21 protein-coding genes, 1 tRNA gene and 2 pseudogenes are annotated in these 24709 nt (G+C 68.5%); 16 read left to right on the plus strand and 8 right to left on the minus strand.

All coding sequences use genetic code 11. The features are described 5' to 3' along the window. Positions 1-67: 67 nt before the first annotated feature. The 4 genes from rsmA to RF637_RS07160 all read left to right on the plus strand — a co-directional run bounded on the left by rsmA (position 68) and on the right by RF637_RS07160 (position 4088). Positions 68-1126 carry a 16S rRNA (adenine(1518)-N(6)/adenine(1519)-N(6))-dimethyltransferase RsmA gene (rsmA, locus tag RF637_RS07145; protein ID WP_368844473.1) on the plus strand — a complete coding sequence of 353 codons (1059 nt, stop codon included), beginning with the start codon at positions 68-70 and terminating at the stop codon, positions 1124-1126. Next, on the plus strand, positions 1123-2145 hold the full coding sequence (locus RF637_RS07150; RefSeq protein WP_368844474.1) for a 4-(cytidine 5'-diphospho)-2-C-methyl-D-erythritol kinase: 1023 nt from the start codon (positions 1123-1125) through the stop codon (positions 2143-2145). Before rsmA ends, RF637_RS07150 begins: the two co-directional genes overlap by 4 nt. 119 nt (positions 2146-2264) lie before the next feature. Further along, positions 2265-3704 carry an RNB domain-containing ribonuclease gene (locus tag RF637_RS07155; protein ID WP_368844475.1) on the plus strand — a complete coding sequence of 480 codons (1440 nt, stop codon included), beginning with the start codon at positions 2265-2267 and terminating at the stop codon, positions 3702-3704. A gap of 90 nt (positions 3705-3794) precedes the next feature. Beyond that, complete coding sequence (locus RF637_RS07160; RefSeq protein ID WP_085106956.1) at positions 3795-4088, plus strand: antibiotic biosynthesis monooxygenase; 294 nt, start codon at positions 3795-3797, stop codon at positions 4086-4088. Here the strand turns inward: RF637_RS07160 and RF637_RS07165 are convergent. Beyond that, the gene (locus RF637_RS07165; protein WP_368844476.1) at positions 4028-5059 is read right to left on the minus strand and encodes a GlxA family transcriptional regulator; all 1032 of its coding nucleotides are present in this window, start codon (positions 5057-5059) and stop codon (positions 4028-4030) included. The genes RF637_RS07160 and RF637_RS07165 overlap by 61 nt on opposite strands. Before the next feature lie 157 nt (positions 5060-5216). On the opposite strand from RF637_RS07165, the gene RF637_RS07170 reads away from it, so the two are divergent. Then, positions 5217-5855: an HD domain-containing protein gene (locus RF637_RS07170; protein WP_085106954.1), complete on the plus strand. Its 639-nt coding sequence runs from the start codon at positions 5217-5219 to the stop codon at positions 5853-5855. 16 nt (positions 5856-5871) lie between these two features. Here the strand turns inward: RF637_RS07170 and RF637_RS07175 are convergent, their stop codons facing one another. After that, a complete protein-coding gene (locus tag RF637_RS07175; RefSeq protein ID WP_368844477.1) occupies positions 5872-7824 on the minus strand; it encodes an ABC-F family ATP-binding cassette domain-containing protein in 1953 nt (650 codons plus the stop codon). Positions 7825-7900: 76 nt separating this feature from the next. Here RF637_RS07175 and RF637_RS07180 point away from each other — a divergent pair, with 76 nt between their 5' ends. The 4 genes from RF637_RS07180 to RF637_RS07195 all read left to right on the plus strand — a co-directional run bounded on the left by RF637_RS07180 (position 7901) and on the right by RF637_RS07195 (position 11356). After that, positions 7901-8632: a hypothetical protein gene (locus RF637_RS07180; protein WP_368844478.1), complete on the plus strand. Its 732-nt coding sequence runs from the start codon at positions 7901-7903 to the stop codon at positions 8630-8632. A 73-nt stretch (positions 8633-8705) separates the two neighbouring features. Further along, a tRNA-Gln gene (locus RF637_RS07185) sits at positions 8706-8777 on the plus strand. A gap of 22 nt (positions 8778-8799) precedes the next feature. After that, complete coding sequence (glmU, locus tag RF637_RS07190; RefSeq protein WP_368836113.1) at positions 8800-10317, plus strand: bifunctional UDP-N-acetylglucosamine diphosphorylase/glucosamine-1-phosphate N-acetyltransferase GlmU; 1518 nt, start codon at positions 8800-8802, stop codon at positions 10315-10317. 58 nt (positions 10318-10375) lie between these two features. After that, complete coding sequence (locus tag RF637_RS07195) at positions 10376-11356, plus strand: ribose-phosphate diphosphokinase (RefSeq protein ID WP_064847154.1); 981 nt, start codon at positions 10376-10378, stop codon at positions 11354-11356. Positions 11357-11483: 127 nt separating this feature from the next. Here RF637_RS07195 and RF637_RS07200 read toward each other — a convergent pair whose 3' ends face one another. Together RF637_RS07200 and RF637_RS07205 are read right to left on the minus strand one after the other, a co-directional pair. Further along, on the minus strand, positions 11484-13181 hold the full coding sequence (locus RF637_RS07200) for a GH25 family lysozyme (RefSeq protein WP_368844479.1): 1698 nt from the start codon (positions 13179-13181) through the stop codon (positions 11484-11486). Between the two features lie 165 nt (positions 13182-13346). Then, a complete protein-coding gene (locus RF637_RS07205; RefSeq protein ID WP_368844480.1) occupies positions 13347-14825 on the minus strand; it encodes a sugar transferase in 1479 nt (492 codons plus the stop codon). A gap of 510 nt (positions 14826-15335) precedes the next feature. Here RF637_RS07205 and RF637_RS07210 point away from each other — a divergent pair. The 5 genes from RF637_RS07210 to RF637_RS07230 all read left to right on the plus strand — a co-directional run bounded on the left by RF637_RS07210 (position 15336) and on the right by RF637_RS07230 (position 19467). Further along, positions 15336-15962, plus strand: a complete 627-nt coding sequence (locus RF637_RS07210; RefSeq protein WP_167318719.1) for a 50S ribosomal protein L25/general stress protein Ctc — start codon at positions 15336-15338, stop codon at positions 15960-15962. Between the two features lie 179 nt (positions 15963-16141). After that, positions 16142-16726, plus strand: a complete 585-nt coding sequence (gene pth / locus RF637_RS07215) for an aminoacyl-tRNA hydrolase (protein WP_368844481.1) — start codon at positions 16142-16144, stop codon at positions 16724-16726. Positions 16727-16900: 174 nt separating this feature from the next. Beyond that, positions 16901-18196, plus strand: coding sequence for an aminotransferase class V-fold PLP-dependent enzyme (locus RF637_RS07220; protein WP_368844482.1), 1296 nt, complete (start codon positions 16901-16903; stop codon positions 18194-18196). Continuing rightward, positions 18193-18666, plus strand: a complete 474-nt coding sequence (gene sufU, locus RF637_RS07225; protein WP_368844483.1) for a Fe-S cluster assembly sulfur transfer protein SufU — start codon at positions 18193-18195, stop codon at positions 18664-18666. Before RF637_RS07220 ends, sufU begins: the two co-directional genes overlap by 4 nt. A gap of 258 nt (positions 18667-18924) precedes the next feature. Next, positions 18925-19467: a hypothetical protein gene (locus RF637_RS07230; protein ID WP_368844484.1), complete on the plus strand. Its 543-nt coding sequence runs from the start codon at positions 18925-18927 to the stop codon at positions 19465-19467. A 109-nt stretch (positions 19468-19576) separates the two neighbouring features. Here RF637_RS07230 and RF637_RS07235 read toward each other — a convergent pair. Continuing rightward, positions 19577-20386: pseudogene (locus RF637_RS07235) on the minus strand (Na+/H+ antiporter NhaA). A gap of 206 nt (positions 20387-20592) precedes the next feature. Between RF637_RS07235 and RF637_RS07240 the strand changes: the two are divergent. Next, positions 20593-20930, plus strand: a pseudogene (locus RF637_RS07240) (aminoacyl-tRNA hydrolase). 76 nt (positions 20931-21006) lie between these two features. On the opposite strand, the gene nhaA reads toward RF637_RS07240, so the two are convergent. After that, on the minus strand, positions 21007-22299 hold the full coding sequence (gene nhaA, locus RF637_RS07245) for a Na+/H+ antiporter NhaA (RefSeq protein WP_144931299.1): 1293 nt from the start codon (positions 22297-22299) through the stop codon (positions 21007-21009). Positions 22300-22414: 115 nt separating this feature from the next. Then, positions 22415-22915, minus strand: a complete 501-nt coding sequence (locus tag RF637_RS07250) for a DUF2505 domain-containing protein (RefSeq protein WP_368844485.1) — start codon at positions 22913-22915, stop codon at positions 22415-22417. Between the two features lie 137 nt (positions 22916-23052). Between RF637_RS07250 and RF637_RS07255 the strand changes: the two genes are divergently transcribed. Then, positions 23053-23880: a sirohydrochlorin chelatase gene (locus RF637_RS07255; protein WP_064846891.1), complete on the plus strand. Its 828-nt coding sequence runs from the start codon at positions 23053-23055 to the stop codon at positions 23878-23880. Here RF637_RS07255 and RF637_RS07260 read toward each other — a convergent pair. Beyond that, on the minus strand, positions 23853-24701 hold the full coding sequence (locus RF637_RS07260) for a uroporphyrinogen-III synthase (RefSeq protein ID WP_368844486.1): 849 nt from the start codon (positions 24699-24701) through the stop codon (positions 23853-23855). The genes RF637_RS07255 and RF637_RS07260 overlap by 28 nt on opposite strands. Between the last annotated feature and the right edge of the window lie 8 nt (positions 24702-24709).

Consider the following 24709-nt stretch of genomic DNA (forward strand, 5'->3'; position numbering starts at 1 on the left):
AGCGGGGCGGGGGCGCGGGCACAGGTGCGGGTGCGGATCGCGCAGGCACGCCACGTAGGATTGACCGGTGACCGAGCCCAGTACCGACGGCCCTCTCCTAGGCCCCGCCGAGATTCGAGAACTCGCCGAGCAAGCGGGGATCCGCCCCACCAAGACGCTCGGTCAAAACTTTGTGATCGATCCCAACACCATCCGCCGGATCGTGGCCGCCGCCCACCTGGGGCAGGACGAACACGTCCTGGAGGTGGGGCCCGGCCTGGGGTCGTTGACGCTGGGGCTGTTGGCGTCGTCGTCGTCGGTCACGGCCGTGGAGATCGACCCGCCCCTCGCGCGGCAGCTGCCCCAGACCGTGGAACGGTTCTTCCCGAGCGCTGCGGACCGGTTGTCCGTGGTGGAGGCCGACGCCGCCCGCGTGCGTGAGCTGCCCGGCGAGCCGACCGCGCTCGTCGCGAACCTGCCCTACAACGTGGCCGTGCCGGTGCTGCTGCACATTTTGGAGACCTTCCCGACCGTGCGCCACGGGCTCGTGATGGTCCAGGACGAGGTCGCTGACCGATTGGCGGCCGGGCCCGGGTCGCGCGTGTACGGCGTGCCGTCCGTGAAGGCCACCTGGTACGCGCACGTGAGCAAGGCCGGGGTGATCGGCAAGAACGTGTTCTGGCCCGCCCCGAAGATCGCGTCCGGGCTCGTGCGCTTCGAGCGCCGCGAGCCCCCGGTCGCCGAGTCGCTGCGCCGGGACACGTTCGCGGTGGTAGACGCCGCATTCGCCCAGCGTCGCAAGACCTTACGGGCGGCGCTGAGCGGCTGGGCGGGGTCCGGTGCCCGCGCCGAGGAGATCCTGCGCGCCGCCGGTGTGGACCCCGCCGCGCGCGGTGAGCGGCTCGACGTCGCCGACTTCGCCCGGATCGCGGCGGCCGCCGGGACGGTAAGTTCGGAGGGGACGGAGGAAGTGGCCGGAGCCGATAGCCGACCCGGAGAAGTTCCGGGGAACCTCACGACTCCACGAACCGCGTCTGCCACTGGGACGGCGCCGGACGAGCGCCCCGCGGAAGCCGTTGAGACCGCGCCCCGAGACCGGTCCGGAGTGAACGACGTACCTGCCACCGACCCGGGGGAGCACCCATGAGTCCCACACCGACCCGGGTCCGCGCGAGCGCCCCGGCCAAGACGAACCTCGTGCTGCACGTGGGCAGCCCCACCCCGGACGGTTACCACCCCCTGGAGACCCTCTTCGTGGCCGTGGACCTGCGGGAAACCGTGACGGCCGCCGTGAATCCCGCGCTCGCCCGTCGTGGGGTGGGGATCCGCATCACGGTGGAGGCCGAGCGCGGTAGCGAGTACGCCCGCATGGTGAGCGAGGGAACCGCCCGCCTCTCCGATGTCCCCCTGGACGGGACGAACCTGGCCGTGAAGGCCGCGCTCGCGGTGTGTGAGGCGCTGGACGTTCCCATGCCCGGACTCGAGCTGCATGTCCGCAAGGCCGTGCCGGTCGCCGGCGGCATGGGCGGGGGATCCGCGGACGCCGCCGCCGCGCTCGTGGCGGTCAACGACCTCGTGGCCCGCCACGCGGGCATCGCCCCAATGGATACGGACGAACTCCTCCGACTGGGCGCCGGCCTGGGCGCCGACGTGCCGTTCATGCTCCTGGGAGGTGCCGCGATCGGCCGCGGCACGGGAACCGAGTTGGAGTCGGTGGCTGCGGAGGAGCAATTGCATTTCGTGTTCGTCCCCCAGGACCAGGGCCTGTCCACACCGGCCGTGTACCGCCAGTGGGATGCCAACCACACGGTGACGAACGCGTCGACGAGGAGTGCCCCGCGCACCGGCATCGCCCCCGCCCCCGTCCCCACCGCGGTGCTCACGGCCTTGGCCGACGCGGACCCCGATGCCCTCGCCGCCCGGATCCGCAATGACCTCCAGGGCCCCGCGATCCAGTTGCTACCCGAACTCGAGGGGCTGCTCAACCACGGCGTGGAACTGGGTGCGCTCGCAGGATGGGTCTCCGGGTCGGGCCCCACGGTGTGTTTCCTGGTGCGCTCGCGGGATGCCGCGCGCCGCCTCGTGCTCGACTTCGTGCGGGAACACCGCCACGCCCTTGCCGTGGCCGGCCCCGTGCCCGGCGCGCGGGTCGAATCGCGCGAATGAACCCGCCCGCCGGGGTGTCCCGGGGCAGAATCGGGTCAACGTAGGCGCGTCACCACGGTTTCGAGGTCTGGGCCGGCCCGGGCGGTGCACTCCCCGAGCCCCCGGGTGAGGAGTCAATCTTGGCCATCCGTCCGCAGCAGGTCCATCCCGTTCCCGAGCCACTCGTGCGCGCACTCGAGGCCCTGCGTCACGAGCTCAACATCCCCGACGACTTCCCACCGGCCGTGCACGCCGCCGCCGTGGCCGCTGCCGCCGCACCGCGCCTACCGTCTCTGGACCGCACGGACCTCGAGCTCGTCACGATCGACCCGGAGGGCTCCCGGGACCTGGACCAAGCGGTGCTCATCGGCACCGCGGATACGGGTTTCACCGTGTGGTACGCGATCGCCGACGTCGCCGCGTTCGTGCACCCGGGCGATCCGATCGATGTCGAGGCCCACGGCCGCGGCCAGACCCTCTACGCCCCGCACCAGCGCACGCCGTTGCACCCTCCCGAACTCTCGGAGGACGCCGCGAGTCTGCTGCCGCGCACCGTGCGCCCCGCCGTGCTGTGGGAACTGGGGCTGGACGAACAGGGCGCACTCCGCAGCACATCGGTGCGGCGGGCCCTCGTGCGTAGCCGCGCCCAGCTGACCTATCGAGAAGTACAGGATCGGCTGGACGCGGGGACCGCGGACCCGTCCCTCACACTGTTGCGCACCGTGGGGCAATTACGGGAACGGATCGAACGGGAACGCGGCGGGGTGAGCCTGCGCATCCCCGAGCAGGAAGTGGTGATCGATCACGAGCAGTGGCGCGTGGTCCACCGCAGTGCGCTGCCCGTGGAGGGATGGAACGCCCAGATCTCGCTGCTCACGGGCATCGCCGCCGCGCAGTTGATGCTCGACGCCGGCACGGGCCTGTTGCGCATCTTGCCCCGCGCGGCCGACTCCGCGATCCGCAAACTGCGGGCCACGGCGGCCGCCCTGCGCATCCCGTGGCCCGAGGACGTCAGCTACCCGGAATTCGTGCGCGCACTCGATCCGCAGCTCGGGACCCACGCGGCCATGCTGCACGCGTGCACCCTGTTGTTTCGGGGGGCCGGTTACGAGGCGTTCCACGGCGCGGCCCCGGAGCATCGCGAACACTCGGCCATCGCGACGTCGTACGCGCACGTGACCGCGCCGCTGCGCCGACTCGTGGACCGCTACGGGAGCGAGGTGTGCCTCGCGATCAGCGCCGGGAACCCCGTTCCCGACTGGGTGCTCGAGGCGCTGCCGCAGCTGCCGGCCGAGATGGAGGCGTCCGCGCGCAAGGCCTCGGCGTACGAGCGTGGGATCGTGAACATGGTCGAGACGCTGGCGCTGTCCGCGCACGTGGGCGAGGAGTTCACGGCCACCGTGGTGGAGGTCAAGGACGACGGCGCTCGCGGCACCATCATCATCCGCGAACCCGCCGTTGAGGTCACCCTCAAGGCCCCCGATTTGCCGCTCGGCAAAGAGGTCCGGGTGCGTCTCGTGCGGGCCGACGTCGCGGAGGGCCGCGCCGAGTTCGAACTCGTGTCCGACGTCGCCGGGTGACGCCGCCTGGTCCGGTGCCTCGTCGCAGTGACCGGTCAGGCGGCGTCGTTAGCCTGGGAGAGAAGTGATGACGAACGACAGGAGGCAGTCATGTCCGTGGTGAAGATCAATGCCATCGAGGTCCCCGAGGGTGCCGGCGCCGAGCTCGAGGCCCGGTTCGCGGCGCGCAAGCACGCGGTGGACGGTGAGCCCGGTTTCGAGGGGTTCCAGCTGTTGCGCCCGGTCGCGGGGGAGAACCGCTACTTCGTGGTGACCACGTGGGCCACCCAGGAGGACTTCGAGGCGTGGCGGGACGGTAATGCCAAGGCCGCCCACGCCGGGGGTCAGCGCAAACCGGTGGCCACGGGCGCGTCGCTGCTCGAGTTCGAGGTCGTGGACCTGTAAGGCTCCCGGACTGGATCGGTCGGGAAGCGGCCGCGGTAGTAGCTGGGTGTGACGCCGAAGTGCCGCACGAACGCGCGGCGCAGAGTTTCGTCCGTGCCGAAGCCGGACAGTCGCGCGGTGTCCATGACGCCGTGCCCGCGGTCCAGCAGAGACTTGGCGGTTTCGACCCTGACCTTTTCCACGAATTTCCCCGGCGATACGCCCAGCTCCGCGGTGAACAGCCGGCTCAGATGGCGCACGCTCATGTGCGCGCGCCGGGCCAGCTCCGCCACCGGGGGTGCGGCCGCGGGGTCGCTCACGATATCGGCGCACAGCTCGCGCAGGGGAGCGGACGACGGCGCGGGCCAGTCCAGCGCGGCCGAGAACTGGGACTGCCCTCCCGCGCGCTGCATGTAGACCACGAGTTCCCGGGCCACGCCGTGGGCCAAGTTCCGCCCGTGGTCCACGGCCACGAGTGACAGGGCGAGGTCGATCCCGGACGAGATGCCCGCGCTCGTGACCACGGCTCCGTCGCGCACGTACAGCTCGTCGGGGCGTACGGTCACTACCGGGTAGCGGCGGGCCAGCTCGGCGGCGTGACGCCAGTGGGTCGTGGCCCGGCGTCCGTCGAGCAGGCCCGCCTCGGCCAGCGCGAATGCCCCGGTGCACACGCTCGCCACGCGGTCGCTATGGTCGGCGACGGTGCGCACTGCCGTGACGACGCCGTCCGGCACCGGGCGCGTGGCGAGGGATTCTCCACCGGCCACCAGCAGCGTGCCGATCCGGGGTGCGCCCTCCAGATCCGCGAGTGATTCGGTCGCGATCCGCGCGCCCACCGACGTCTCGACGTCTCCGCCGGACGGCGAGACGAAGCGCACCGCGTAGTCGGCCCCCGCGGAGTTGGCCGCGGCGAAAACCTCAGCGGGTCCGGAGACGTCCAGCAGGGTGACCCCGGGGAACAGCAGAACGACGACGTGATGGCGGGCTGTCATGTGTTCAGTATGTCCGAACCCGAGGGGTTCCTGTCACTGTGGACCTGGCGGACGGGTGTGCAGCGAGCCCACAATGGAAAGGTGGGGCAGCGCGGCTCCTCAGCTGCAGCGGCCCCTGCCCGCCCATGCACGGCCCGCCCAGAACAGGAGTCAGCTCATGACCGACACCATTTCCGGCATCTCCGTCCCTGACAGCAAACTCGCCCGGGAGATCACCGAGTACATCCGGGACAACGAGGACGACCTGCTCTACCACCACTCCCGCCGCGTGTTCTTCTTCGGCGCGCTCGTGGGGCAGGCCCAGGACCTGAGCGTGGACCACGAGCTGCTGTATGCGGCGGCCATGTTCCACGATCGCGGCCTCACGGATACTTACTCCGACTCCATGCTGCGTTTCGAGGTGGACGGCGCGAACGAGGTCCGCGAGTTCCTCCTGGAACGCGGTGCGTCGCAGGAGCGGGCGCACAACGCGTGGCTCGGGATCGCGCTGCACACGACCCCCGGGGTGCCCGAGTTCATGGCCCCGGAGATCGCGCTCGTGAGTGCGGGTGTGGAGACGGACGTGCTGGGCATGCACTTCGACGAGCTCACGGACGCCCAACGGCAGGCCGTGGTGGAGGTCCATCCCCGCCCGGACTTCAAGAATCAGATCCTCAAGGCGTTCAACGACGCCAACGTGCACCGCCCGCACTCCACGTTCGGGAACATGAACGCGGACGTGCTGGAGCACTTCGACCCGGAATTCAAGCGCGACAACTTCGTGGAGATCATCAAGGCGAACCCCTGGAGCGAGTGAGCTCCGGCTCGCTCGTCTACTCCAGCGCCTCGCCCAGCTCGAGCCATCGCAGCTCGAGTTCGTCCAGCTGCTCCTGCAGTTCGGACTTCTGCGCCGCCAGCTTGCCGAGCCCTTCGAAGTCCGAGGGGTCCGCGGCGGCCATGGTCCCGTCCAATGCCTCGATCTGCTCGCCGAGTTTCTGCATCTTGCGTTCGACGGCGCCCAGTTCCTTCTGCGCGGCCCGCGCCTGCGCGCCGGACAGCCGCGGCTCGGAGGGGGCGGCACCGTCGGAGGCAAGGGCAGTGCCAGAGGAGGAAGAGGACGCCGCAAGCGGGTTGGATGCTCCGGAGGAACCGGCTGCGGTGCCGGACGCCGCGGTCGCCGAGAGGTTAAGGTATTCCTCGACCCCGCCGGGCAGGTGCCGGAACCGGCCGTTGATTACCGCGTACTGCTGATCGGTCACCCGCTCCAGGAGATAGCGGTCGTGGGAGACCACCAGCAGGGTCCCGGGCCACGTGTCCAGGAGATCCTCCATGGCGGCGAGCATGTCCGTGTCCAGGTCGTTGGAGGGCTCGTCCAGGATCAACACGTTGGGCTCGTCCAGCAGGATGAGCAGCAACTGCAGGCGCCGCTTCTGTCCACCCGAGAGGTCCTTGACCGGGGTCTTCAGCTGCGCGGAGGAGAACCCCAGCCGCTCCAAGAGCTGGGTGGGGGTCATCTCCTTGCCCTCGGTCACGTAGGAGGTCTTCTTCCGGGCGACGACGTCCGAGACCCGGTCGTTCGCGACGTCCTCGAGCTCGGCGAGCTGCTGGGTCAAGGTTGCGATCTTGACGGTCTTCCCGCGCTTGACCCGCCCCGTGGTGGGCTCCACGGCACCCGTGACGAGCCCCAGGAGCGTGGACTTGCCCGCGCCGTTGACGCCCAGAATGCCCGTGCGCTCCCCGGGAGCGATCAACCACGTGACGTCCTGCAGCACGCGTGTCCGACCGGAGGCGCCAGGCGAAGAGGCGCCCGACGAAGCGGCAGTCGCGGCGCCGTCGTCATCCGCGGAAGGGCCGGACGGACCGGACGAACCCGCGGAACCGGAAACGGCGGGGGAGGGGAACTCCACCGACACGTCCTCGATGTCCACCACGTCCTTGCCCAACCGGGACACCGCCATGCGGGACAGCGACACGGAATCGCGCGGCGGCGGGACGTCGGAGATCAACTGGTTGGCGGCGTCGATGCGGAACTTGGGCTTGGACGTGCGCGCGGGTGCCCCGCGGCGCAGCCATGCGAGCTCCTTGCGCATGAGGTTCTGCCGCTTCTGCTCCACCACGGCGGCCTGTCGGTCACGCTCCACGCGCTGCAGCACGTACGCCGCGTACCCGCCCTCGAAGGGTTCCACGATCCGGTCGTGGACCTCCCACGTGTCGGTGCACACGGCGTCCAGGAACCAGCGGTCGTGGGTCACGACCACGAGCGCGCCGGCGTTCCTGGACCAGCGGTTGTTGAGGTGTTTCGCGAGCCACGTGATGCCGTCCACGTCCAGGTGGTTGGTGGGCTCGTCCAGAAAGATCACGTCCCAGTCGCCGGTCAGCAGGCTCGCGAGCGCGACCCGGCGGCGCTGCCCGCCCGAGAGCTGCCCCACGGGGGTGTCCCAGTCCACGTCCGAGACGAGCCCGGAGATCACGTCCCGCACCTTGGGATCCGCGGCCCACACGTAGTCGGGCACGTCCCCCACCACGGCGTGGCCCACGGTCTGGTCCGGGTCCAGCGTGTCGGCCTGGTCGAGCATGCCCACGGTCGTCCCGCTGCGCACGGTCACCCGCCCGGAGTCCGGTGCGATGCGCCCCGCGAGCAGTCGCATGAGAGTGGACTTGCCGTCCCCGTTGCGACCCACGATCCCGATCCGGTCGCCCTCGTCGATCCCCACGGTGACCGAGTCGAACACGGTCTTGGTGGGGTACTCGAGATGTAAGTTTTCTCCGCCGATCAGATGAGCCACCCGGCAAGGATACAAGCGCGCACCGACGGGCCGCGGCGTCGTCCCCCCGCCCCGCGGGCGTGCGAGACTGTGTGGCATGCACGACGCAACAGGACGCGGGGAGACGCCCGCGGGAACCGTCCTGGACGATCCCCAGGGCCTCGCCGCGGCGGTGGCCCGGATCCGTGAGTTCCCGGGGCCGGTGGAGATCACGATCGGCGGGGACCACCCCGTGGGGCCGCACATGGGTTCGCTCGTGCGCCGCCAGACCGCTCTACGCCTGCGCGAGGCCGGCGCGGAACCCCTGTTGTTGCGCGCGCCCGTGGCCGTGGACGACGACATCCCCGACGAGGGCGTGCTCGCGGCCGTGGACGACGCCCTGGAGCTGTGCCGCGGTGTGGGCGCCGGGTGGCTCGTGCTCGCCCTGGGCGGGGTGGCGCACCGGGGGCGGCAACGGCGGCGGCTGTACTCGATGCTCGCCGCGCTCGCGGAAGCAGCGTCCCACCGCCAGGTCAAGCTCATGGTGCAGAACAGCACGATCGTGGAGGAAGTGGGCATGCTCATGGCCCTGCTGGACCGCGAGTACGACAACGGCACGCTGGACGTCACCGCCCCGGACGTCACCTCCACGGCGTGGGACGTCTCGCGTTCCCGGGCCGCCGGACAGGCCGACAACGCCGCGTGGGAGTACGTGCGCCGCGCCGCCGCACGCGCCCCCGTGCTCGTGCGTGGGATCACCGTGGAGGACACCGAGACCCTGTCCCGGTGGCTCCCCGGATTCGAGGAGAACCGTGCAGCGGGGCGGGTTCTGCTCGTGCTGACGCGCTGAACGCAGATGATAAAGTGACGTCTCGTGCGTCCTCCGGGCGCACGCACATGTTGGCGCCCGCGGGTGACAACGCTCCGCCATGGTGTAATTGGCAGCACACCGGCCTTTGGAGCCGTGAGTCTAGGTTCGAGTCCTAGTGGCGGAACGCACGATACATCGAGGCGTAGATGGCCCCCACCGCCTCACGAGCAACCAGAGGAGTCTGCTCCGTGAGCACCATTGACACCGCGAGCACCGGGCAGAACCCCGCCGCCGTCATCGTCCTGGCCGCGGGTAAGGGCACCCGCATGAAGTCGAAGACCCCCAAGATCCTGCATGAGATCGGGGGTCGTTCCATGCTGGGCCACGCCTTGAAGGTGGCCCGCGAGCTCGCGCCGCAGCGCATCGTGGCCGTGATCCGTCACCAGCGCGATCTCGTGGCCGAGCACATCGCGGCCGTGGATCCCGAGGTCCTGACCGCGGACCAGTCGGACGTCCCCGGTACCGGTTCCGCCGTGGACGCGGGCCTCGAGGTCCTCGACGCCGAGACCCCCGTGAGCGGCACTGTGCTGGTGACCTACGGGGACGTCCCCCTGCTCATGGTGGACACGCTGCGCGAGTTCGTGGCGCACCACGACTCCCACGGCAACGCCGTGACGGTGCTGACCGCCGATCACCCCGAGCCCGGCAAGTACGGCCGGATCCTGCGGGACGAGCGCGGCGAGTTCGCCGAGATCAAGGAGTTCAAGGACGCCACGGACGCCGAGCGTGCGGTGAGCGAGGTCAACTCCGGGATCTTCGCGTTCGACGCCGCGGTGCTGCGGGATGCGCTCTCCCGCGTGGACACCGACAACGCCCAGGCGGAGAAGTACCTCACGGACGTCCCGCGTCTCGCGCGCGAGGCCGGCCACCGCGTGGACGCACTCAAGATGACGGATTACATGGAGCTCGAGGGCGCCAACGACCGCGTCCAGCTCGCGGCACTGGGGCACTACCTCAACCAGCGCACCCTGGAAATGCACATGCGCAACGGGGTGTCCATCGTGGACCCCGCGACCACGTGGATCGACGACACCGTGGAGCTCGAGGCGGACAGCACCGTGCTACCCGGGACCCAACTGCACGGGCGTACGCGGGTCGCGGAGGACGCCATCGTGGGCCCCGACACCACCCTGACCGACGTGATCGTGGGCCGCGGAGCGCACGTCACGCGCACCCACGGCAGCGATTCCGAGCTGCGCGCGGGCGCCACGGTGGGCCCCTTCGCGTACCTGCGCCCCGGCACGGTCCTGGGCGAGGACGGCAAGATCGGCACGTTCGTGGAGACCAAGAAGGCCACGATCGGACGCGGCTCCAAGGTCCCGCACCTGTCCTACGTGGGGGACGCCACGATCGGGGAGAACTCCAACATCGGCGCGGCCTCGGTCTTCGTGAACTACGACGGCGTGGCCAAGCACCACACCACGATCGGCAACGACGTCCGCATGGGTTCGGACAACATGTACGTGGCCCCCGTGACCGTGGGCGACGGCGCCTACTCGGGTGCCGGGACCACCGTGCGCAAGGACGTCCCCGCCGGGGCCCTGGTGCTCACGGAGGGCAAGCAGGTCATCGTGGAAGGATGGGTGCAGGAGCACCGTCCCGGAACCGCGGCGGCACGCGCGGCCCAGGCCGCTCAAGACTCTGACCGCGACGACCACGCCTGAGTCCGGGCGCACGGCACGCGAGCAGTGATCCACAGGAATTCAAGGAAAGCGAGTTCACATGACCGGCATCACCAACACGGGTTCGAACCGCATGGTTCTGCTCTCGGGTCGGGCCCATCCCGAGCTCGCCAACAACATCGCCCGTGAGCTGGGCACCGAACTGGTCCCCACGGACGCGTACGACTTCGCGAACGGTGAGACCTACGTGCGCTTCGGTGAGTCGGTGCGCGGCGCGGACGCGTTCCTGATTCAGTCCCACCCCGCTCCCATCAACCAGTGGTTGATGGAGCAGCTCATCATGCTGGACTCCCTCAAACGGGCATCCGCCAAGTCCATCACCGTGGTCAGCCCGTTCTACCCGTACGCGCGTCAGGACAAGAAGCACCGCGGCCGCGAACCCATCTCCGCTCGCCTGATCGCGGACCTCTACAAGACCGCGGGCGCGGACCGGCTGATGTCCGTGGACCTGCACACCGCGCAGATCCAGGGTTTCTTCGACGGACCCGTGGACCACCTCATGGCCATCCCGCTGCTGAGCGACTACGTGCGCTCCGTGGTGGATGTGGACAACGTGACCGTGGTGTCCCCGGACACCGGCCGTGTGCGCGTGGCCGAGCAGTGGGCCGAGCGCCTGGGCGGTGCCCCGCTCGCGTTCGTGCACAAGACCCGGGACATCACCGTGCCCAACCAGGCGGTGTCCAAGGAGGTCGTGGGCAACATCAAGGGTCGCACGTGCGTGCTCATCGACGACATGATCGACACCGGCGGAACGATCACCGGCGCCGTGAAGGTGCTCAAGGACCAGGGCGCGAAGAACGTGATCATCGCGGCCACGCACGCCGTGTTCTCCGGTCCCGCCGTGGAGCGGTTGTCCTCGTGCGGCGCGGACAAGGTGGCCGTGACCGACACCCTGCCCGTGCCCCCGGAGCACCAGTTCGAGAACCTCGAGGTGCTCTCGATCGCCCCGCTGATCGCCCGTGCCATCCAGGAGGTCTTCGAGGACGGATCGGTCACCAGCCTCTTCAACGGCCGCTCCTGACAACCGCCGGTGACCGCTACGACGCGGTTTCCGGTACGACGAAGGCCGGGGCGGCACACGCCACCCCGGCCTTCGTCGTGCTCGGGAGTTGTGGTGTCCGGGGCGCATCACCCCGGACACCACGGCATCACAACCGGCTGATCCGGGTCCCGCCGTAGACGGTGTTGTACCCGATCACGTATCCGTTGGAGAACTGCTGACGGATCTCGTAGCCCGCGCGGTACTCGTCGGTCGTGGGATAGCCCAGGCCGCGCTCCATACCGGACTTCGCCCAGCGCTGACCGATCGCGCCGTACTCCTTGATCGCGCGCGAACCCGTGCGCGGGGACCACATGAGCTTGGTGGACTTACCGGACGGGGTACGGAAGACCTGGTAGGCTCCGCCCGCCAGCGAGCGCTCCTCGGTGATCGGGAAGCCGTAACCGCGTTCCCGTCCGGCGCCGATGAACTTCCCGCCGATGCTGCTCGTGTTGCGCACCATGTGCCCGCCCGTGGTGCGGTGCCAGTACGCGGTGGACTTCACGCCGTTGCGCACGAACTCTTGGTACCGGCCGCCGTTCGCGGTGTTGGCCTCGGGGCCCACCGGGGTGCCCCACTTCGCGGCGCCGCCCGTGGCGCGGTAGATCGCGCCGATGCCGCCGGCCACGGAGTAGCCGGTCGCGCGCCCGCCCAGCGGTTTGTAGTTCGACGACGACGCCAGGGCCTGCAGCTGCGCCCACGAACCGCCGTACACGTTCGAGTCACCCGAGAAGGGCCCGCTGTCCGTGTACTGCCAGATGTCGTAGCGCGACCAGCCATTGGGGTACCACTGGGGTGCCATGACGCCGTAGGACGCGAGGTGCAGGGGGTGGTCGTTGAACTGCGCCGTGTTGCCCGTGCAGGTCTGCCACCAGTCCGCGGTCGTGTAGATCGCGGGCAGTCGACCAGTGCGCTGCTTGTAGCGGTCCGAGAAGGACTTGATCCACGCGGTCATCTGCGGCTGGGACATGTTGTAGCACGTGCCACCCAGGGAGGCGTACGGGTTGTACTCGATGTCCAGCAGGCCGGGCAGGGTCTTGCCGTCCGAGGACCAGCCGCCGCCGTTGTTGATGAAGAAGTCCGCCTGGGCGGCACCCGAGGACTGTGAGGGCAGCGCGAAGTGGTACGCGCCGCGGAACATGCCCACCTCGTACGAGCCCGTGTACTGGTCGTCGAAGGCCTCGGAGTGATAACCGGTCCCCTCGGTGGCCTTGACGTAAGCGAAGCGCGCGCCGGCGGCGTATTCCGCGCTCCAGTTCACAGCAGGCTGCCACCCGGAGACGTCCATGCCCTGGATCCCGGTCGGGGTCCAGTTGTTCTCCCGGATCACGAGGGACATGGAACCGGCCGGGCCGATGCCCGTGGTGCCCGCGGCCTGCGCGGCGGCACTCGCGGTGGCCTTCGGGTTCGCGCTCGCGGACGGCGTGGCGGGGGTCTTGGGCGACGGCGCCGCGGTCGACGGCGCGGCGGAGGGTTTCGCCGCCTCAGGGCCGAGGACGTTCTCGGCCACCTTGTCGAGTTCCTTCTCGGACGCCTCCGAGAGGTTGGTCGTGGTCGCCATGGACTTCATCTTCTGGCCCATGGTCGCGCCGGGATTCTTGTCACCGGTCTTGGGTGGGGCCGTGGGCAGCTGGGGGTCCTTGACAACCGTCTCGAGTTCGTGGGTTTCCACGGAGACCACTTTCCCCTTCTCGGGATTGAGGTTCTCCGCGGGATCGTTGGCCGCCGTGGCGGGGATGAAGGTGGTCAGTGCCAGGACCGCGGCGGTCACGGCAGCGGGCAGCACTGATTTTCGGGGGGAGATCATACGCGTAGCCTTTACTGCGTGTGGGGGGAGCCACTCGTGGGGGGGAAGGCGAGCGGCCAGGGGGACGCACTAGAAAGTGTAAGTGGTCACCCAGGAATTTGATGTATCTCACACGCAACGGTCATCACGATTGCATTTCGAGAAGAAATACTTCTGATTTCGACCTCAGTAGGCGCCTTCGGATGCGAAGACCGCGCGCACGGTCCGCAGCATGATGATCAAGTCCTGCACCGGCGACCAGTTCTCCACGTAGTACAGGTCCAGGCGCACGGTCTGGTTCCAGTCGAGGTCCGAGCGACCGGAGACCTGCCACAGGCCAGTGATCCCGGGGCGCACACGCAAGCGGCGGTAGACGTGCTGCTCGTACTTGTCCACCTCGCTGGCCAGCGGCGGGCGGGGCCCCACGAGGGACATGGTGCCGTTGAGCACGTTGATGAACTGCGGCAGCTCGTCCAGGCTGAACCGGCGCATCCACTTGCCGGGTGCGGTCACGCGGGGATCATCCTTCATCTTGAAGAGCACGTCCCCCTGAGACTCATTGGCGGCCATCAGGGCGGCCTTGCGTTCCTCGGCGTCCGTGTACATGGAACGGAACTTGAGCATCCGGAACCGGGTGCCGTCAATCCCCACGCGCTCCTGCGCGAAGAACGCGGGACCGCCGTCGTGCGCCTTGATCAGGATGCCCAGCACGAGCATCACGGGGAAGAGGATGATCAGCGCGGCCAGAGAGCCGGTGACGTCGATGATGCGCTTGACGATCTTCTTGGACCGGGTGAAACGCGGGGTGGCCACGTGGATCAGCGGCAGACCCACGAGCTGCTGGGTGTGGATCCGGGGTCCGGCCACGTCCGTGAGCCCGGTGTTCATGACCAGTCGGATCCGCTCGTCCGCGAGCGCCCAGCCCAGGTGGCGGATCTCAGTGGTGTTCAGGGGTACAGCGGCGGCCATCACGAGCGTCTCGATGTCGTGCTCGCGGCACGCCTGCATGATCCCCTGGACGCTCGGGCGTTCCTCCGGCGCGAGTGCGTTGACGGGTACCCGCACGGAGTGCAGGGACTGCGGCAGTTGGTGGTGCGAGGTGGGCATATAGACCGCCACGGGGTTGAACCCGGCGTCCGGGCGACTCTGCAGCTCTCCAACAAGTTCCACCGCCCCCGGGAAGCGACCCACCACCATGGTGCGGGACATGTTGAGCCCGTTCTTGCGCCGCTGCATGAGTTGACGCCGCGCCCACATGCGTCCTGCGAAAAGGGCCAGTGTGCCGAGAGGCAGCGCGATCAGAATGTACCCGCGCGCCGTGGGCACGTTGAAGGCGTAGAAGGCGATGGCGATCGCGGCGAACAACGTGAGCGAGGCCGTGACGAGCTGCTTTGCCTCCTCCGCGCCGTTACCGATCAGCCGCACACCGCGGGTGCCGCGCAGCTCGAGCCACAGCCACCACCCCACGGCCAGCAGCAGCCCCACGAGCCAGTAGGGCACGGGCAGCACGTCCACCTGCAGCAACCCCTGCAGCCAGCCGAACCGCAGGGCCTGGGCCGCGGCGAGCGCGAGCACCAGGGACAAAGCGTCGTAGATCCTCAGTTCCGTCTGGTAGCTCTCGCGCCACGACAGGTGCTTGTGTTTCTGGCTTGCATGTTGGAACACGGTCGACGAACCTTCCCCCAAAACCGTTCGACGGCGAGACGCCCCACGCGCTCGCTCCGATGCGTGGACCGTTCCCAACGAGTCCCCGCACCGCGGTGTTCATCTCCCCCGAGATTTACGCCCGCTAATTAGTCAACATACTCTCTCACCTGCTCGAATATCCCCGGAGTTCATGAATCGGTACAGAATTGTGGACATGTGACGTCCTTGACGGGGCCGCGTCGTCGCCCGCTTGGGGGTCAAACCCGGAGGCGGCGCCGGGGGTGGGGCACGTGCTATCGTGGGCCCGTTGCCAAGGCGAGGGGGCGGTCGTCCCGCCCCGTTATCGACGACGGCTTGTGGATCCTTATAATCCACCGCGACCGGTGAGTGCATCCCGAGCGGTGGGCGAGTGGGGTACCGCACCACGTCGGTCGTAACAACGTTCGGGACGCACGGTGCGAGCACCTCCACCGTGACTCGGACGGTCTGACGGTAACCAACCAGACCCACGATCGAAGGAGACCCACCATGGTGGACGTCATCACCATTCCCGCGACCCTGCGCACCGAGTTCGGCAAGGGCTACTCCCGCCGCGTGCGCGCCAACGACCAGATCCCCGCCGTGATCTACGGCCACGGTGCCGAGCCGCTGCACGTGATCCTGCCGGGCCACGAAATGATGCTCGCGTCCCGTAACTCCAACGCCGTGCTCGAGATCGACGTGGACGGCGAGGGCCACCTCGCGATGATCAAGGACGTCCAGCGCCACCCCGTGCGCCCCGAGATCCTGCACATCGACCTGCTGACCGTGCGCCGCGGTGAGCGTGTCGAGGTCGAGATCCCCGTGACCGTCGAGGGCGAGGTCGCCGCGACCGCCGTGCACAACGTGGAGGAGAACGTCCTGCTCGTCGAGGCCGACGCGCTGAAGGTTCCTGAGAACGTCGTCGTGGACATCGAGGGCCGCGAGGCCGGCGAGCACATCTACGCCGCGGACGTGACCCTGCCCTCCGGTGTCACGCTCGTGTCCGACCCCGAGCTGCTGGTCATCAATGTGTCCGAGCCCGTGGAGCAGGATCTGGGTGAGGAGCCGGAGACCGAGGACGTCGAGGGCGAGACCGCGCAGGAGTCGGCCGAGGAGTCCTCGGACGACGAGTGATCCAAGTGGTCGCCCGTCCGTAACGGGTTGAGGCGATGTGATGAGCGGCGGCAAGCACCACGTGTGCCTGCCGCCGCCGTCGTCCCCGGGTCCGGACACGGGGACGGCAACGAACAATCCGACACTCGATACGGTGCGGGACGAACGAGCGGGGCCCCGCACGGAAGAAGGGACACGAGATGACGCAGCGGACGCTGGTCGTGGGACTGGGCAACCCGGGGGACCGCTACGCGGGGACCCGGCACAACATCGGTGCCATGGTCGCGGCCGAACTCGCGCAGCGCGCCGGCGTGAAACTCTCCGCCCACAAGGCGCGCGCCGCCGTGGCGGAGACCCGGATACGTCCGGGGGCGCCGCGACTCGTGGTGGCCCAGCCCTTGAGCTACATGAACGTCTCCGGGGGGCCTGTGAGCGCGCTGGCCCAGTACTACTCCCTGGGTGCGGACGAGCTCGTGGTGGTCCACGACGACGTTGACCTGCCCTTCGGTGCCGTCAAGCTCAAGCGCGGTGGTGGGGAGGGCGGTCACAACGGGCTGCGGGACATCACCAAGGCTCTGGGGACTAGGGATTACATCCGGGTTCGCGTGGGCGTGGGTCGACCCCCGGGACGCATGGATACCGCCGATTATGTGCTCAAGCGATTTTCCGGCGCGCAGGCCAAAGAACTGCCGCTGCTCATCAGTGACGCCGCCGACGCCGTGGAAATGCTCAGCGAGCGGGGCTTGACCGCCGCGCAACAGTACTTCCACGCCAGATTGTCCTGACACCGGGCCGGGTTCTCGCGTCCGGCCCGCGCCGGCCGGTGACACCGCGGACCCGGCCCATAGTGACGGTGGGCTCAACACTGCGTAATCACCATTCGTCACCGTGCTCGCACCGGACTACGGTCGAAATGCCCGTAGCGTTCGTCAAGGAGCGGAAGCTCGTAAGAAGGAGTCATGCCCACAACCCCCTTGGACAACGAGCAGGTCTTGAGGCTGAAGCAGGATTTCCCGCTGCTCACCGAATCGCAGGTGGCGGGTCATCCGTTGGTGTACCTCGACACCGGTGCCACCTCCCAGGTGCCCCTGAGGGTCGCTGACGCGGAACGAGACTTCACCCTGCGCCATCGTGCAGCGGTCCACCGCGGCGCCCACACGCTGGCCGTCGAGGCCACGGATCTCTTCGAGGACGCACGGGCCACGATCGCAGGCTTCGTGGGTGCCGACCCTTATTCACTGGTCTGGACCTCCAATGCCACCGAGGGACTGAACCTGCTCAGTTACGCGATGTCCAACGCAACCGCGGGTTCCAATGGTTCCGAGAACGCGGAGCGGTTCCGCGTGGGGCCCGATGATGAGATCGTCACGACCCAGGCGGAGCACCACGCGAATTTGATCCCGTGGCAGGAACTGGCAGCCCGCACGGGTGCGAGCCTGCGCGTGGTCCCCGTGGACGAGCGCGGCCTGATCACGCCCCAGGCGGTTGCCGACACGGTCTCGGAGCGCACCAAGCTCGTGGCGTTCACGCACGTGTCCAACGTGACCGGCGCGATCACGGATGTTCAGGCCATCGTGGAGGAGGCCCAGAAGGTCGGCGCGCTCACGGTTCTCGATGCGTGCCAATCCGTACCGCACATGCCCATGGACTTTCCCGCGCTCGGCGTGGACTTCGCCGTGTTCTCCGCGCACAAAATGCTGGGCCCCACGGGCATCGGCGCGCTCTACGGTCGCCGCGAGCTGCTCAATGCGCTGCCCACGTTCCTCACCGGCGGCTCCATGATCACCAAGGTCACCACCGAGCACGCTCGATACCTGGACTCGCCCGTCCGCTTCGAGGCCGGTACCCAGCGCATCAGCCAGGCCGTCGCCTGGGCGGAGGCCGTGCGATACCTGCAGGCGATCGGCATGGACCGGATCGAGGCGTGGGAGGCCGAACTCGGCCGTCGGTTGGCACGGGGTGTCACCGAGATCGACGGCGTTCGTCTCCTCGGTCCCGAACCCGGGGTGGAGCGCGTGGGCCTGGTCAGCATCGACGTGGCAGGGGTTCACGCGCACGATGTGGGTCAGCTCCTGGATGTCGCGGGAATTGCCGTGCGGGTGGGTCACCACTGCGCCCAGCCGCTGCACCGCGAACTGGGCCTCACGGCCAGCACGCGGGCAAGCACGTATTTGTACAACACCACCGACGACGTCGATAGCTTCCTCAACGAGCTTTCGCGTGTTCGCGGCTACTTCCGGGCGGAGGGCGCATGAGCGCTGAATTGGACCAGCTGTACCAGACCATCATTTTGGAGCACTCGCACAAGCGCAGTGGCGAGGCGAGCCAGGACGTTTCATCGGCTGGTGAGCGCAGCGCAGTGTCGCATCAGTACAACCCCACGTGCGGTGATGAAATCACCGTGCGGGTGACGGTGACCGGTGGGGAGACCCCCACGGTGGAGGCCGTGGAATGGAACGGCGAGGGCTGTTCGATTTCCATGGCGGCGACGTCGGTGTTAGCGGAAACGGCACCGGGATTGAGCCTGCCCGAGCTGGACACGTTGATTGAGCACTTCCGTGACATGCTGCGGTCGCGTGGCCAGGTGACTCCAGATGAAGAGATCCTGGGTGACGCCGCTGCTTTCGCGGGGGTGTCCAAGTTCGTGGCGCGCGTGAAGTGCGCGATGCTCAGCTGGGTGGCCGTCGAGGACGCCGTGAAGCACGCGGCGTCCAAGACCGTCTAAACGGTATCTAGTGACCCGTCTGTCGTGGAGGGGTTGCGGGCCGGGGCCTCCCTCACAGAGATTCGTGGGTTACCGGACATGCCCGGCTGACTTCAGATTACGTTCACATTCGGTCCTGGATCCGCCAGCTGCCCGGGCCGGTGGCGGTGACCTAGGAGGCCGCCCCATCGGTTTCGGGTCATCTCGGGTGTTGAACGCAGACGGGATCCGGTGTGTGGTGGCGGCCCCTCGAAGCTGCAACGGTCTTTTGGGGACCGGGTGAAAACTGATGCGAAGGACGCGGTGCACCTGGCCCGCCAGTACTTGGAATCCCCGGCCACGCGGATGGCTTTTGATGCCGAGCACGAGACGGTTCTGGCCACTGCGGACCGCCGTGACCGACTGGATCAAGCAATTACCAAGATGGCCGCCGAGTCCCAATTCGCCGAGGTCGTCCACTGGCTGGGGTGCTTGCGCGGGATCTCCACACTGACCGGCTTCGGGCTGGCAGTGGAGATCGGGGACTGGCACCGCTTCACCGGTAACACCCATGCCTGGCGGCTGCTGGTCGACGCAGCCTGGCACCACCGCCGGGCATACTGCATCGGCAAGATCATGCGGGACCGCTGGGACCTGGCCCCGGCTGCGGCTCGGGCCCGCGGCGATGCCAGCAACCGCAGATTGCACAACCGCTGGGTGCGGATGCTTGAACAGAAGAAGCGCTCCACGATCGCTAACGTGGCTATCGCACGGGAGCTGGCCGGGTGGTGCTGGTCCTTGGCCGTGGTGGATGAGCAGATGGGCGGGGCCGCCACCGGATAGGTCTCCCGCCCCTACAAGCCGACCCGCCGGTGGTCCCGGGAGGTAGCGCGTGGAGCGACCCGCGATACAACTATGAGCAGCAGCACGACGTTCCTGTTGCGGTGCCACGTCAGTTGTCGTAGACGTCCGGATCCACACCGTGGGCCCGGATTTTCTTGTACGTGGCGTTGCGGGTCAGCAGCATGATGCCACCCATGACGGCGGCCAACATGGAGCCGAACAGAATTCCCGCCCTGGCGTGGTCGTTGTGGGGGCTGCCGGTGCCGAAGCTCAGCTCGGTCACGAGCAGGGACACCGTGAAGCCGATACCGGCCACGAACGACATGCCGAACATGTCGGTCCAGGTGTAGTCGTTGTCCTTGACCGCTGGACTGAACCGGTCCATGAGCCAGGATGCGCCGAAGATCCCCACGGGTTTACCGATCAGCAGACCGGCCACGATACCCAGCGCCACGGGATCAGTGGCTGCGGAGTTGATGCCCTCGATGCCGCCCACGGCCACGCCAGCGGATAAGAACGCGAAAATGGGGATGACCAGGCCGTTGGATAGCGGGCGGAAACGATGCTCGAGGGCCGGGGCCAGGCCCATCTCGGGGTCCTCGTGACGGATGACTCGGGGAGTGTTCTTCATGACGGGCACCATGAACCCCAGCAAGACACCGGCAATGGTGGCATGCACGCCGGCTTCATAGACGAACCACCACGTGGCCACTCCAAAGGGCAACAGGATCACCCAGGCGGCCCAGTGCTTGGCGATGAACTAGTTGGCGTACTTGTGGGTGAGTACCCAGAGGATCCCGAGCAGCACGGCTGCGCCGCCCAGGAAGAGCACGCGCACGGAATCCGTGTACACGAACGCAATGATGATGAGCGCGATCAGATCATCGACAACGGCCAGGGTCAAGAGAAAGGTGCGCATGGCAGTGGGCAGGGCCGAGCCCACGACCGCCAGGACGGCCACGGTGCCGAGCCGCTGCACGTGATCCTGCCGGGCCACGACATGATGCTCGCGTCCCGTAACTCCAACGCCGTGCTCGAGATCGACGTGGACGGCAACGAACAATCCGACACCCGATACTGTGCGGGACGAACGAGCGGGCCCCCGCCCCGAAGAAGGGACACGAGATGACGCAGCGGACGCTGGTCGTGGGACTGGGCAACCCGGGGGACCGCTACGCGGGGACCCGGCACAACAGCGGTGCCATGGTCGTGGGGGCGGTCACAACGGGCTGCGGGACATCACCAAGGCTCTGGGGACTAGGGATTACATCCGGGTTCGCGTGGGCGTGGGTCGACCCCCGGGACGCATGGATACCGCCGATTATGTGCTCAAGCGATTTTCCGGCGCGCAGGCCAAAGAACTGCCGCTGCTCATCAGTGACGCCGCCGACGCCGTGGAAATGCTCAGCGAGCGGGGACTCACCGACACACAACAGTACTTCCACCCGAGCAACCCGGCCTGACCGCCCGTCACGAGTAACGCGCCCGCTCCCCGGATCGGGGGAGCGGGCGCGTCTCCTGTGCAGCGGTGTGTGGGCGTCAGTCCAGGGTGTCCGGGTCGTGGCCGGCCGTGCGCATCGCCTTGTACTTCTTGTTGCGCGTGGCCACGAGAGTGCCACCGATCAGCGCGGCGAGCAGGGAACCGCACAGGATGCCCACCTTGGCGTGGTCGCCGTGGGGGCTGCCCTCTCCGAAGCTCAGTTCGCCCACGAGCAGGGACACCGTGAACCCGATGCCCGCGACGATCGTCATGCCGAACATGTCGAACCACGTGTAGTCCCGGTCCTTCTCCGCGGACGTGAAACGGTCCATGAGCCACGCGGCACCGAAGATGCCGATGGGCTTGCCGAGCAGTAAACCGGCCACGATGCCCAAGGCCACCGGGTCCGTGGCGGCGGAGGTCACACCGTCCCAGCCGCCCACGGCCACACCCGCCGAGAAGAACGCGAAGACGGGGATCACGAAGCCGTTGGACAGCGGACGGAAGCGGTGTTCGAGCGCGGGCGCCAACCCCATGCGCGGGTCCTCCTGACGGATGATGCGCGGCTTCTGCTTGAGCACGGGGACCATGAAGCCCAGCAGCACGCCCGCGATCGTGGCGTGGATCCCGGACTCGTAGACCAGCCACCACGTCACCACACCGATGGGCAGCAGGATGACCCACGCGGCCCAGTGCCGGGCCATGAACCACCCCATGAACTTGTGGGTGAGGAACCAGTACAGTGCCAGCAGCACCGCGGCCCCGCCCAGGAACGGGAAGTTCACGCTCTCGGTGTAGACGAACGCGATGATCGCGATCGCGATGAGGTCGTCCACGACCGCCAGGGTCAACAGGAACGTGCGCATGGCCACGGGAAGGGACGAACCCACGACCGCGAGCACCGACACCGCGAAGGCGATGTCCGTGGCGGTGGGGATCGCCCAGCCGTGCAGCGCGGTGCGCTCCGAACCGGCGGCCAGGTTGACCCCCAGGAAGATCAACGCGGGAACGAGCACGCCGCCGCACGCGGCCACGACCGGCAGGATCGCCTTACGGATGTTGTGCAGTTCCCCGTCCACGAACTCGGTCTTCAACTCCAACCCCGTGAGGAAGAAGAAGATCGCGAGCAGCCCGTCCGAGGCCCAGTGCCCCACGGTGTGCTGCAGCCCGGCCACACTCGGGCCCACCTCGGTGTCACGCAGCCCGAAGTAGACCTCCCCCCACGGGGAATTGGCGATCACGAGGGCCAACACCATGGCGATCAGAAGGAAGAGACCGCCGGTGGTGTCCCGGCGCAGGAAATTCGTGAAGGATCCACCGGAACCGGAGGACGTCTGCGTGTCTGTGCTCAAGACAAGGAACTCCCGTCACGTGGTTCACAGGTGAACCGCGGTTGTCGAGTAGGACGAAGGATGGCCGGGCGGGCACCGATGGTGCCCGCCCGGCCATCCTAGACCCGCGAGGCGCTCAGTTCTTGATGATCCACGCCTCGGCCTGGCGGGCCTGCAGGGTCAGGGCCTTGCCGATGTAGGGCTCGGCGGCCGCGGCGATCTTCTTGCCCACGAGCGGGATGTTGGCCTGCACCTCACCGGTGACGTCCACCGAGGCCTCGTCCTCACCCAGGGGCTTGATGGTCTGGTGCGCGGTGGCTCCCACGGGCAGACCGGCCACTTTGATCTCGGTGCGCACGGTACGGGTACCGTCCGCGGCGGGGGCGCCGTACGTGTCCACCTGGGTGAGCTTCACCCCGCCCTTGACGAACTTCTGCGCCACGTCCGGCAGCTTGTCCGAGCCCATGCTGCGCACGGTGGTCGCGGTGAACGCCGTGGAGGTGTCCCCGTTGACCTCGAAGGACTCGAACTGCGTTCCGGCCAAGGCGCTCACGTGACGGACGAAGGCCTCGTCCACGAACGTGGCCAGGACGGTGTCCACGGGGGCCTTGATGGTGGTGGAAGCGTTGACGGACATGGTGCTCCTCAGGGTCGTCGCCGAATCGTCGGTTTCCGCGCGCCATGGGACACGGTGCGCGGGCTGCCCTCATCCTAGTCATCGGTCCCGCGACCGCGGCCTCCCGGATGCGCCGCGCAACCTGGGAAACCGGCACAATGGACTGTGTGAACCCGCATCCCGCCTCCGCTCCCGTCCTGCTCGCGTGCGCCCACGGAACCCGCGACGAGCGGGGACAACGCGCCGTCGCCGCCCTGGTCGAGCAGGTGCGTGCGGCCCTTCCCGAGGTGGACGTGGTGGACACGTGGGTGGACGTCCAGGAACCCGACCTGGTGGCGCGCACCCGGGAACACGCCGAGCACCCCGCGGTGGTCGTGCCGCTGTTGCTCTCCGCCGGGTACCACGTGTTCGTGGACATGGCCCGGGCCGTCCAGTCCTCACCACAGCACGTCGTGGCCGCGGCACTGGGCCCCGACCGGCGCCTGGCGGGCGTGATGGCCCGGCGGCTCACCGAGGCGCTCGACGCCGCGGGCGCACCCGGTCTCGCACCGGCCGATCGCGTGCTCATGGTCGCGGCGGGATCCTCCGATCCCCGTTCGCGGGACGATTGCGAGCTCATGGCCCGATACCTCGGCGATGCACTGGGCACGCCCGTGACGGCCGCCTACCTCTCAGCGGCGCAGCCCTCGGTTCCCGATGCCGTGGCCGCCGCGCGCGCGGAGCTCGGTCAACACTCCGAACGGCCCGGCTCCCACGGTCGAGCATCGCGCCCGTACGCAGCGCAGAGCTCGGAAACCACGCCAGCCGATGCCGGGCGCGTGCTGCTCGTCCCGTACCTCCTGGCGCCGGGCTTCTTCCACGGTCGCGTCCTCACGGCCGGCGGCGACGTCGTGGCCGAGCCGCTACTCGTCCACCCTGGATCGGTGCCCCCGGAACTCATGGAGCTCACTGTGGAGCACTACCGCGAGGCGGCCTCCCGCGCGTGATCGCACACGGCCTTGACCATGGCCCCCAGGCGGAACCGCTCGGGCACCACGGCGTTCGTGATGCCCGCTTCCTCGAGCGGTTGTACACACACCGGCCCGATCGCCACCGCGGTGCACCGGCCCTCGCGTAATGCGCCCACCAACTCGTCGTACACGCCCACCGAGCGAGCGGCGTCGAACAGCGCGTCCACGGCGGGCGCGGCGGTGAACGTGACGTAGTCGATCTCCCCGGCCACGACGTCGCGCACGAGCCCGGCCAGTCGGGAACCCTCGTCCGCGGACTCCCACTGATAGGGCGCCACCACGCGCACCGCGATCCCACCCGCGCGCAACCGCTCGAGCTGCTCCTCGTCCGTGGTGCCGTGCACCTGCACAGTCACGGTCGCGGGGCGCTGCGCCGCGGGACCCCCCGCGAGCACGCGGTCCACGAGCTCCGCGGTGCGCCCGGACGCACCCGTGTACGCGCACGTCACGCCCTTGGCCTGCAACTGCCCCCGGGCCTTCGCTCCGCGTGCCATGACGACGACGCCGCGCAGCGTCTTCAGCAGCTCGTCACCCAGCCCTTCCTGCTCGGCCACGCGCAGCCACCGGTCGAAGCCGTAGCCCGTCGTGACGAGCACGGCGTCCGGGGGAGTCGCGATCGTCTCGCGCACGGTGGCGAACACGGCGTCGTCCTCGTCCACCGGGGCGAGCTTGAGCGCGGGCGCGTGGAGCACACGTGCCCCGTGGCGTTCGAACGCCCCGCCCTGCTCGGCGGCGCGGCGATGCGCGGTCACGGCCACGGTCAGTCCGGTCAGGGCGGGGTGCTCAGCTGTTGTCATGTCTCCAG

Origin of the sequence: Kocuria sp. CPCC 204721 (assembly GCF_040980945.1) — a bacterium.
Classification (GTDB): domain Bacteria; phylum Actinomycetota; class Actinomycetes; order Actinomycetales; family Micrococcaceae; genus Kocuria; species Kocuria marina.